The 10,467-nt window shown below is 69.9% G+C and carries 11 protein-coding genes; 2 read left to right on the top strand and 9 right to left on the bottom strand.

Going from position 1 to position 10,467, the window contains the following annotated elements; translation table 11 throughout:
- The 6 genes from VH969_RS07380 to VH969_RS07355 form a co-directional block, all read right to left on the bottom strand.
- The coding region (locus VH969_RS07380) for an NUDIX domain-containing protein (protein ID WP_331972442.1) at positions 1-139 on the bottom strand (139 nt) is incomplete at its 3' end.
- Between the two features lie 13 nt (positions 140-152).
- On the bottom strand, positions 153-1,193 hold the full coding sequence (locus VH969_RS07375) for an NUDIX hydrolase (protein WP_331972436.1): 1,041 nt from the start codon (positions 1,191-1,193) through the stop codon (positions 153-155).
- Between the two features lie 109 nt (positions 1,194-1,302).
- Positions 1,303-2,433, bottom strand: coding sequence for a glycosyltransferase family 4 protein (locus VH969_RS07370; protein WP_331972433.1), 1,131 nt, complete (start codon positions 2,431-2,433; stop codon positions 1,303-1,305).
- Positions 2,430-3,362: a phosphatidylinositol mannoside acyltransferase gene (locus VH969_RS07365; RefSeq protein ID WP_331972430.1), complete on the bottom strand. Its 933-nt coding sequence runs from the start codon at positions 3,360-3,362 to the stop codon at positions 2,430-2,432. Before VH969_RS07365 ends, VH969_RS07370 begins: the two co-directional genes overlap by 4 nt.
- Positions 3,359-4,000, bottom strand: a complete 642-nt coding sequence (gene pgsA, locus VH969_RS07360) for a phosphatidylinositol phosphate synthase (protein ID WP_331972426.1) — start codon at positions 3,998-4,000, stop codon at positions 3,359-3,361. The genes VH969_RS07365 and pgsA overlap by 4 nt, the downstream gene beginning before the upstream one ends.
- Positions 4,001-4,048: 48 nt before the next feature.
- Complete coding sequence (locus tag VH969_RS07355; RefSeq protein WP_331972423.1) at positions 4,049-4,546, bottom strand: MarR family winged helix-turn-helix transcriptional regulator; 498 nt, start codon at positions 4,544-4,546, stop codon at positions 4,049-4,051.
- Between the two features lie 101 nt (positions 4,547-4,647).
- Between VH969_RS07355 and VH969_RS07350 the strand changes: the two genes are divergently transcribed.
- Complete coding sequence (locus tag VH969_RS07350) at positions 4,648-5,217, top strand: YceI family protein (RefSeq protein ID WP_331972420.1); 570 nt, start codon at positions 4,648-4,650, stop codon at positions 5,215-5,217.
- 248 nt (positions 5,218-5,465) lie between these two features.
- On the opposite strand, the gene VH969_RS07345 is transcribed toward VH969_RS07350, so the two are convergent.
- The 3 genes from VH969_RS07345 to VH969_RS07335 form a co-directional block, all read right to left on the bottom strand.
- The gene (locus VH969_RS07345; RefSeq protein WP_331972417.1) at positions 5,466-6,023 is read right to left on the bottom strand and encodes an HIT family protein; all 558 of its coding nucleotides are present in this window, start codon (positions 6,021-6,023) and stop codon (positions 5,466-5,468) included.
- Positions 6,024-6,032: 9 nt separating this feature from the next.
- Positions 6,033-8,057 carry a threonine--tRNA ligase gene (gene thrS, locus VH969_RS07340; RefSeq protein WP_331972414.1) on the bottom strand — a complete coding sequence of 675 codons (2,025 nt, stop codon included), beginning with the start codon at positions 8,055-8,057 and terminating at the stop codon, positions 6,033-6,035.
- Between the two features lie 90 nt (positions 8,058-8,147).
- Positions 8,148-8,825, bottom strand: a complete 678-nt coding sequence (locus VH969_RS07335; protein WP_331972411.1) for a DUF305 domain-containing protein — start codon at positions 8,823-8,825, stop codon at positions 8,148-8,150.
- Between the two features lie 185 nt (positions 8,826-9,010).
- Here VH969_RS07335 and VH969_RS07330 point away from each other — a divergent pair, with 185 nt between their 5' ends.
- Positions 9,011-10,357, top strand: a complete 1,347-nt coding sequence (locus tag VH969_RS07330; protein ID WP_331972439.1) for an LVIVD repeat-containing protein — start codon at positions 9,011-9,013, stop codon at positions 10,355-10,357.
- The last annotated feature ends 110 nt before the right edge of the window (positions 10,358-10,467 follow it).

Raw genomic sequence — 10,467 nt, 5'->3', positions numbered from 1 at the left:
CCTCCGCGAGCTCGCGCAACGCCGCGGCACGCAGGTCCTCACCCTGCTCGACGCCGCCGCCGACCGTGAACCACCACCGCGTGTCCGGCCGGCCCGGTTCGTGCGGTACGACCCGCTGCCGGACGCGATCGCCGCCCAGCTGACCTGACGGCTCAGCGCACCACGCGGACCGTTCCGTCCCATGTGGACGACAGCAGTTCGGGCAGGAGCGTGGGGAGCTGCACCGGGTACACCGTCTCCTCGGTGTTCCGCAGCTCCTCCACGCTCCACCAGCGGTGCTCGTCCACGGTGTTGTTCTCCACGTCGGTGAACCCGGACGTGTCGATCGGGATCTCCACCTTCTCCCCCGACCCGGACAGGTCCGCGAGGAAGAACCACTCCTCGCCGTCGTAGGCGCGGCCGTCGAAGCTGAACACGACCCGGCGCCGCCACATCGGGCCGAGCAGGTCCTTGTCGGCCAGCTCGATGCCGGTCTCCTCCGCGAGCTCGCGCAACGCCGCGGCACGCAGGTCCTCACCCTGCTCGACGCCGCCGCCGACCGTGAACCACCACCGCGTGTCCGGCCGGCCCGGGTCGTGCCCCTTGAACAGGAGCAGCCGCCGCTGTCCGTCGAGCAGCAGCACCCGCGCGGACGGCCGCGGCAGCGGCGCGGCGCCCGAGTCGCCGTTCAGCGACGGCTCGACGATCTCGAAGTACTCCGGCTGCGGCGCGGTTCCGGCGAGCTTGAACCACCGCACCGCGCGGCGCCTGCGCTGCCCGAGCGTGTCGCGCACGGCGTCGTTGTGCACCCGCCGCGCGATCACCACCCGCTGCTCGGCGTCGAGCAGCTCGGCCGTCAGCGCGAGCGGCAGCTTGCCGCGGTCGACGCCAGCCAGCTGCAGCGACAGCGCGTTCTCCGCCTCCTCGCGCTCCGAGCGCTCGGTCTGCTCCGCGCGCTCAGCCACGGCGCGCAGCTTGTCGGCGGCGACGCCGCCGTTCGCCCCGCCGCCGACGTTGTCCAACCGCATGGCCGCGGCCACGGCCCGGCCGACGACCGCGCGCCGGGCGAGCGCCGCGTCGAGCGCCGCCCACGCCGCGTCGGTCCGCACGTGCAACCGGTCCAGCCGGTTCGCCGTCGCCGCGAGCCACAACCCCACAACCACCGCCACCACGAGGGCGACGGCCAGCAACGTGATCAGCAGACCCGTGCTCAACAGTGCCTCCAGTTCGCTTCGCTCAGTCGCTAGAACGCCGTCTTCCTACGCGCGCTGCTCCTCCGTCCAGACGGCGTGCGCTCCCTCGCTCTCGCTCACGTCGTACACCTCACCCAGACTCGACCACATGCCGCGGATCCGCGGCGATCGCCTGCTCGTACACCCGCAGCACCTGCCCGGCCACCACCGGCCAGTCGTAAGCCCCCACCCGGCGGCGAGCGTTCGCGACCAACGTTCCCCGACGCTGCGGTTCGGTCAGCATCTCGCGGAGCGCTTTCGCCAATCCAGCCGGGTCCCCCACCGGGAACAGCGCGCCGGCCCGCCCGTCGTCGAGCACCCGGCGGAACGCGTCGAGGTCGCTGCCCACGACCGCGGTGCCGGCCGCCATGGCCTCGGTGAGGATCATCCCGAAGCTCTCCCCGCCCGTGTTCGGTGCGCAGTACACGTCGACGCTGGAGAGCATCCGCGCCTTCACATCGTCATCGGCCTGCCCGAGCAGGTCCAGCCGGCCGGCGAGCTCCGGGCCGGCCTGGCGGCGCAGCTCGTCCCGGTCACCGCCGCCGACCACGACCAGCCGCAGGCCCGGGAACTCCGGCACGAGCACGCGCAGCGCGTCGAGCAGCACCGGCATCCCCTTGCGGGGCTCGGTGAACCGGCCAACGAACCCGACTGTGCCGCCCTCGCGCGGATAGCCGGGCAGCGGCTTCGCGTGCTCGAAGAACTCGACGTCCACGCCGTTCGGGATCTCCACCGCGTCGCCGCCCAGGTGCTCGACCTGAACCCGCCGCGCGAGCGCGGACACCGCGATCCGCGCGGTGATCTTCTCCAGGAACGGCTGCAGCACGACCTGGAACGCCGACAGCGTGCGGGAGCGGTGCGTGGACGTGTGGAACGTGGCCACGATCGGCCCGTCGGCGATCATCAGCGCGAGCATCGACAGGCTCGGCGCGGTCGGCTCGTGCAGGTGCAGCACGTCGAAGTCGTGCGAGCGGATCCACTTGCGCACTCGCGCGTAGGACACCGGACCGAACGAGAGCCGGGCGACCGAGCCGTTGTACGGGATGCCGACCGCGCGCCCGGCGGGCCGGACGAACTCGGGCAGCGGGGTGTCCTCGTCGGCCGGCGCGAGCACGTCGACCTGGTGGCCGAGCTTCCGCAACGCCTTCGCGAGGTCGACGACGTGCCCCTGCACTCCTCCGGGAACCTCGAAGGAGTACGGGCAGACGACCCCGATCCTCACCGGGACTCCGACGCCCCCTCGGGCTCGCCCGACAGCGCCTTGCGGCGCTCGGCCGGCAGATCAGCGAGCCACAGATTCTGCATCATGTGCCAGTCGGCGGGGTGGGCGGCGATGTCGGCGGCGAACCCGTCGGCCATCCGCTGCGTCGCAGAGGCCACCTCGTCGCGGCCGTTGACCAGGATCGGCGTGTGGACCCGCAGGGCCCAGCCGTCCTCGGTGAACATGTTGTCCACGACCAGCATCTGCGCGCCGGTCGCGGCTGCGAGCCGCGCGGGGCCGGCCGGCATCCGGGTCTGCTCGCCGAAGAAGTCGACCGCGATGCCGCGTCGCGACAGGTCGCGGTCGGCGAGTAAGCAGACGACCTTGTTGTCGCGCAGGCGTTCCATGAGCACGCGGTACGCGCTGCCGCCGGTCGGCAGGATCTCGAAGCCCAGCGACTCGCGGTAGCCGACGAACCGCTGGTACAGCGACTCCGGCTTGAGCCGTTCGTTGACGGTCGTGAACCGGCCCTGGTGACCGACGAGCCAGATGCCGGAGACGTCGAAGTTGCCGGTGTGCGGCAGCGCGAGGATCAACCCCCTGCCCCGGTCGAGCGCGGCGTCGATCAGTGACAGGCCGACGAACCGCTCGCTCAGGTACTCGTAGATCGCCTTGTGGTCCATGCCCGGCAACCGGAAGGTCTCCATCCAGAACCGCGAGTAGGACCGGACGCCGGCGCGGACGAGCTCGTCGAGCTCCTCGGGCCCCGCCTGCGGCACGACGCGCGCGTAGTTGCGGCGCAGCCGGCGGACGCCCGGGCCGTTGCGGCGGAAGGCGAGGTCGGCACCGGACCGGAAGGCGGCTCGCGCGAGGGACTCAGGCAGCGCGCGCACCAGGCCCCAGCCCGCCGCGTACGCCGCGCCCTGCAGCCGTTCTCCGACACCGGTCATTCGTCTGCCTCCGGGGTGGTCGCCTGGTTTCCGCTCTGCTGGGTGGCCGACTGTCGCACCGCCACCAGCCGCTGCACAACCGTGATCACCGAGCCGGCCACGAGCAACCACAACGCGATGTCGACGGCGTAGGGCACACCCATGCCCTGCAGGCCGGTGCCGACGAGTGCGATGATCAGCCGCTCGGCGCGCTCGACGAGGCCGACGTTGGCCGACAGCCCGGACGCCTCCGCGCGTGCCTTGATGTAGGAGATGACCTGGCCGAGTACCAGGCAGATCAGCGCGGCCGCGGCGAGGGTGCGGCGCTCGGCGATCTCGAAGGCGTACCAGGCGATCGCCGCCATCAGCGCGCCGTCGGCGATCCGGTCGCACGTCGAGTCGAGCACCGCGCCGAACTTCGTGCCGCCGCCCTTGGCGCGCGCCATCGCGCCGTCGAGCAGGTCGAGCATGACGAAGCCCCACACCGTGAAGGTCCCGGCGAGCAGGTGCCCGGTGGGGAACGCCCAGAGCGCGAACCCGACCGCGCCCGCGGTGCCGATCAGCGTCATCGCGTTCGGCGTCAGGCCGAGGCGGACGAGCCACTCGCCGATCGGGTCGGTAACGCGCGAGACCGAGGCTCGGGCGAAGATGTTCAGCATGGTCGGGCGAGTCTCGTCCAAGGGAGCGGCAACGGATGCGCGAAGAGCCTAACGGTCGCCGCCGGTCAGGTCCGGACAGCACGTCGTCGCGGACGTGTCGACACCGCTCAGGATCGCCTTGCTGATCTCCCCGAGCTGTTCGATCTGTTCGGGAGTGAGCTTGTCGAACAGCTTCTCGCGGACCTCGGCGACGTGGCCGGGAGCGGCGGCCTCGAGCGCGGCGAAGCCCCGGTCGGTGAGCACGGCGAACGAGCCGCGCTTGTCGGTCGGGCATTCGCGGCGCATCACCCAGCCGGCCTCCTCCAGCCGGGCGACCGCGTGGGACAGGCGGCTGCGGGAGGAGCCGCGCAGGCCGGCGAGTTCGCTCATCCGCAGTGTGCGATCCGGTGCTTCGGAGAGGGAGACGAGGATCTCGTAGTAGGCGTGCGGCATGGCGGAGTCCCGCTGGAGCTGGCGCGCGAGCTGGTCGGTGAGCCCGAGGAACGCCGCCATGAAGTCGCGCCACACCTCCTGCTCGCGCTCGGTGAGCCAACGGGTGTCAGACATGTCTCACAGTGTACTTGTTGAACTCTCAACAAGTAGGCGTAGAGTCTCGGTTGAGCGCTCAACTGATGAGCGTTGAACTATCTCCACGAAGGAAGTATTCGATGAGCAGCGCAACCGCTCTCAAGATTCCCGGCTACCTGGCCGGCACCTGGGACATCGACCCGGCGCACACCGACGTGGGCTTCGTCGTTCGGCACATGGTGGTGGCCAAGGTTCGCGGGCGGTTCGACGATGTGCAGGGTCACATCGTCACGGGTGAGGACCCGCTCGAGTCGTCCGTGGACATCGCGATCGACCTCCGGTCGGTCAGCACGAACAACAAGCAGCGCGACGACCACCTGCGCTCCCCGGCCTTCTTCGAGGTCGAGACCCACCCGGAGATGACCTACCGCGCGACCGGCGCCCGCCAGGACGGCGACGAGTTCGTCCTCGACGGCGAGCTCACGCTGAAGGGCATCACGAAGGTCGTCCCGCTGACCTTCGAGCTGAACGGCTTCACGGCCGACCCGTGGGGCGGCACCCGCGCGGGCTTCTCGGCGACGGCGCAGATCAACCGCAAGGACTTCGCCGTCAACTTCGACGGCGCCCAGAACGGCGTCGCAGTGGTCGCCGACAAGATCGACATCCACATCGAGGTGGAAGCCGTCCTCCGGCAGCCCGAGAACACCTGATCCTGCCGCGGCTCCTGTCCGGCTTTGTTGCGGCGCGCCTCCGGTGGGGGCGCGCCCTTCTGTTCGGTCCGGTCGCGTTGTCCACCGGTCTCAGGCTCTCGCGGCGATCTTGTCGGCGGTCGTCGCTACGCTGGATCTCGGGGGCCGGAGGCCGCTCGTGATCTTGGCCCCATCCCAGCCGCCGCCAATCGGCGGCGAATGGGGTATTGGCGTAGCTCACGGACGTCGCCTTCCTGTGGCGGCGGTTGCTACTCCGTTGCTTCCCAGGCCTTCGCCAGGAGTGTCCTCGTCTCCCCCAGCAGTTGTGGCAGCACCTTCGTGTGGCCGATCACCGGCATGAAGTTCGAGTCGCCGCCCCATCTCGGGACCACGTGCTGGTGCAGGTGCGCCGCGATGCCCGCGCCCGCGATCACGCCCTGGTTCATGCCGATGTTGAAACCGTGTGGCGCCGACACCGACCTCGCCACCGTCATCGCGCGCTGGGTGAACTCCGCCAGCTCCACCGTCTCCTGCGGCGTCAGCTCGGTGTAGTCCGCCACGTGCCGGTACGGGACCACCATCAGGTGGCCCGGGTTGTACGGGTACAGGTTCAGCACCCCGTACACCAGCGAGCCGCGCGCGATGATCAGCGCGTCGGCGTCCGCCAGCTCCACCAGGGCACAGAACGGGCAGCCGTCGACGTCATCGCCCTCGGCCTTGTTCTGCCCCTTGATGTACGCCATCCGGTGCGGAGTCCACAGCCGCTGGAGGGCATCGGGAATCCCGACGCCCTCCTGTTCCACGCGCTCGGGCCCGGCATCGGTCATGAACCGATCCTAGTGTTCGACCTCGACGTTCTTCGCCGACGGCGACTCGTTCGACCGGGTGGCGATCCAGTCGGTGATCAACGCGATCGCCCGGTCGACCGGGACGCCGTTGACCTGGCTGCCGTCGCGGAAGCGGAACGACACCGCGCCGGCCGCCACGTCCTTGCCGCCCGCCAGCAGCATGAACGGCACCTTCTGGGTGGTGTGGTTGCGGATCTTCTTCTGCATCCGGTCGTCGGACGTGTCGACCTCGACCCGCACGCCACGCGCGCGCAGCTCGGACGCCACCTTCGACAGGTGCTCCACGTGTTCGTCCGCGATCGGGATGCCGACGACCTGGACCGGTGCCAGCCAGGCCGGGAACGCGCCCGCGTAGTGCTCGGTCAGTACGCCGAAGAACCGCTCGATCGAGCCGAACAGCGCGCGGTGGATGACCACCGGCTGCTGCCGCGAGCCGTCCGGTGCGGTGTAGGTCAGCTCGAAGCGCTTCGGGTGGTTGAAGTCCAGCTGGATGGTGGACATCTGCCACGAGCGGCCGATCGCGTCCTTCGCCTGCACCGAGATCTTCGGGCCGTAGTAGGCCGCGCCGCCCGGGTCCGGCACCAGCTCCAGGCCCGAGTCGACGGCCGCCTGGCGCAGGATCTCGGTCGCCTCCGCCCACTCGTCGTCCGAGCCGATGAACTTGTCGGTGTCGCCCCGGGTGGACAGCTCGAGGTAGAAGTCCGACAGACCGTAGTCCGCGAGCAGGTCCAGCACGAACTTCAGCAGCGACCGCAGCTCCCCGGGCATCTGCTCGGGGGTGCAGTAGATGTGCGAGTCGTCCATGGTCAGCCCGCGGACCCGAGTGAGCCCGTGCACGACGCCCGACTTCTCGTACCGGTACACCGTGCCGAACTCGAACAGCCGCAGCGGCAGCTCCCGGTAGGACCGCCCGCGCGAGCGGAAGATCAGGTGGTGCATCGGGCAGTTCATGGCCTTGAGGTAGTAGTCCTCGCCCTCGAGCTGCAGCGGCGGGAACATGGTGTCCTTGTAGTACGGCAGGTGCCCGGAGGTGTAGAACAGCCCGCTCTTGGTGATGTGCGGGGTGTTCACGAACTCGTAGCCGGACTCCTCGTGGCGCTGCCGCGAGTAGTTCTCCATCTCGCGGCGGATGATGCCGCCCTTCGGGTGGAACAGGGGCAGGCCCGACCCGATCTCCTCCGGGAACGAGAACAGGTCCAGCTCCGCGCCGATGCGCCGGTGGTCGCGCCGCTCGGCCTCGGCGACGCGCTCGAGGTGGGCGTCCAGCGCCTCGGACGACTCCCACGCGGTGCCGTAGATCCGTTGCAGCTGCGGGTTCTTCTCGCTCCCGCGCCAGTACGCGGCGGCGACCCGGGTGAGCTTGAACGCCGGGATGTGCTTGGTGGTCGGCACGTGCGGGCCACGGCACAGGTCGCCCCAGACCTGCTCGCCGCTGCGCGGGTCGAGGTTGTCGTAGATGGTCAGCTCGCCGCCGCCGACCTCCATGACCTCGTCGGTGTCCACATCGGACTTGAGGTCGACCAGCTCGAGCTTGTACGGCTCGGCGGCCAGCTCCTTCTTCGCGGCGTCGACCGACTCGACGACGCGGCGGGAGAACCGCTGCGAGGACTTGACGATCTGCTTCATGCGCTTCTCGAGCGCCTGCAGGTCCTCGGGGGTGAACGGGCGCGCGACGTCGAAGTCGTAGTAGAAGCCGTCGCGCACCGGCGGGCCGATGCCGAGCTTGGCCTCCGGGAACTGGTCCTGCACGGCCTGGGCGAGCACGTGCGCGGCGGAGTGCCGGATCACCGCCCGGCCGTCCTCGGTGTCGGCCGCGACCGGCTCGACCTGGGCGTCGGCGTCCGGCACCCAGGACAGGTCCCGCAGCCGCCCGTCCACGTCCCGGACCACGACGACCGCGTCCGGGCCCTTGCCGGGCAGGCCGGCCTCGCGGACCGCGCTGCCCGCCGTCGTACCCGCCGGCACCACCACGCGCGGGGTGGGTTCGGCGGCTGGCGGACGCGACTCGGACACGGCTGACTCCTAGAAGTTCTCGGTCGAGCAGGTTTGCGAAGAAACTGTAGCGAGCCTCTCCGACGCTTGGCCTGCGGGTTTCCCGTCCGCTCAGGAGCCGAGCATGCGCTGCATGCGGTGGATCTCGTCGGCCTGCGTGACCGCCACGTCGTCGGCGATCTCCTGCACCCGGACGTTGACCCCGCGCCGGCGGACGTCCTCGACCATCGTCAGCGCGCCCTCGTGGTGGGTCACCATGAGCTGCAGGAACAGCTTGTCGAACGCCGCCCCACGAGCCTCCCGCAGCGCCTCGACCTGCTCGCCGGTGGCCATGCCGGGCATGCCGGCGTGTGCCGCGCCGTGGCCGGCCGGGTCGACCTTCGGCAGGTCGTGCTGTTCCAGCCACCGGTTGAGCATGTCGATCTCCGGCCGCTGGACGTCCGCGATGCGGTCGGCGAGGCCCTTCACGTCAGACCTCTGGCCGCGGTTCGCCGCCAGATCGGCCATCTCGACGGCCTGTCCGTGGTGGACGATCATGTCCCGCACGAACGTCACGTCCGCGTCGTTGGGGGCCTCCTCTTCGAGCGGCGTGGCCTTGCCCGGCGGGATCGTGCTGGCCTCCTCGCCGGGGCGGCCGGGCACGATGACCGGCGCGGAGTTCGCCGGCGGCGGGGGTTCCGCGGTGCTGCAGCCGCCGAGCACGCCGGCCGCGAGCAGGGCGCCGAGCCCGAGCGTGATCGTTCCGCGTGCGGCGAGTAGCGAGCCGTTAGCCCGACTTGTCCGAGTCATCGGCAACCGTGTTCCCATCCGACGATTACGCACCCTTTGGGAGCTAGTTTATTCCTCACTTACCTGTACATAATGTTGTCTTCCGACGGGTGACGAGAGGGGTACAAGCAGTGAGATCGACCCTGCACGGATGGCGCCGCACGGCGTCAACCGCGGTACTCGGCGCGGCCGCCTTGGGCGCGGCCATGCTCGCCGGCGTGCCATCGGTCGCAGCTCAGGACTCGCCGGGCTATGACGAGATCGTCAGCAGCCCCAACATGCGGCAGGTCGTCAACATCCCGCCCACGGCTCCGCTTGCGGACGGCGTCGGCACGGACATCGCGTTCCAGGGCAGGTACGCGTTCGTCGGCAACTACAACGGCTTCACGATCTACGACATCAAGCAGCCCAAGCACACCAGGATCGCGAGCCAGGTGCTCTGCCCGGGCTCGCAGAACGACGTGTCGGTGACCGGGAACCTGCTGTTCCTGTCCACCGACTCGCGGCGCAGCGACGACTCGTGCGCCTCGACCTCCCAGAACGACGGCACCAAGCCGTACTGGGAGGGCGTCAAGATCTTCGACATCAGCGACAAGAAGGCCCCGCGCTACATCAAGTCGGTGGCCACGTCGTGCGGCTCGCACACCCACACGCTGGTGCCGGACAAGGCGGGCCAGAACGCCTACCTGTACATCTCGTCGTACGGCCCGTCGGAGACGATCTCCGGCTGCCAGCCGCCGCACGACTCGATCTCGATCGTCCAGGTGCCGCTGCGCAACCCGACCGCGGCCAAGGTCGCGGCGACGCCGGTGCTGTTCCCGGACGGCGGCTTCCCCGGCAACGGCGGCGGCATCAACACGCCGGGCGGCGTCGACACCTCGGGCTGCCACGACATCACGGTGTACCCGGCGAAGGACCTCGCGGCGGGCGCCTGCATGGGTGACGGCGTGCTGTTCGACATCTCCGACCGGCTCGCCCCGCGCGAGATCCACCGCGTCGAGGACGAGACGCACTTCGCGTTCTGGCACTCGGCCACGTTCAACAACGCCGGCACGAAGGTGATCTTCACCGACGAGCTCGGCGGCGGTGGCTCGGCCACCTGCAACCCGGAGATCGGTCCGGAGCGCGGCGCCGACGGCATCTACGACATCCAGGGACGCGGCGACGACCGGCGGCTGGTGTTCCGCAACTACTTCAAGATCGACCGCGTGCAGACCGACGAGGAGAACTGCGTCGCGCACAACGGCTCGCTGATCCCGGTCGAGGGCAAGGACATCATGGTCCAGTCCTGGTACATGGGCGGCGTGCAGGTGTGGGACTTCACCGACTCGGCGCACCCGAAGAAGATCGGGTTCTGGGAGCGCGGACCGGCCGCGGACCCGAACACCAGCGGCGGGACGTGGTCGGCGTACTACTACAACGGCTACATCTACTCGTCCGACATCGGTAAGGGCCTCGACGTGCTGGAGATCAACGATCCGGCGACGAACCCGGCCAAGGGTGTCAAGTTCGACGAGCTGAACGTGCAGACCCAGGGCCACTTCGGCCACTGAGCTACGCACAGAGAACGGCGGGCCTCGCGTCTGAACGCGGGGCCCGCCGTCGCGTCTGCCGCCGTTTCAGCCGCCGTTTCAGCCGCCGTTTCAGCCGCCGTTTCAGCCGC

It is taken from the genome of Actinophytocola sp., from assembly GCF_036555685.1.
Taxonomy (GTDB): domain Bacteria; phylum Actinomycetota; class Actinomycetes; order Mycobacteriales; family Pseudonocardiaceae; genus Actinophytocola.
The sequence above is the reverse complement of the archived record's forward strand: the minus strand, read 5'-3'. Positions and strand labels throughout refer to the sequence as shown.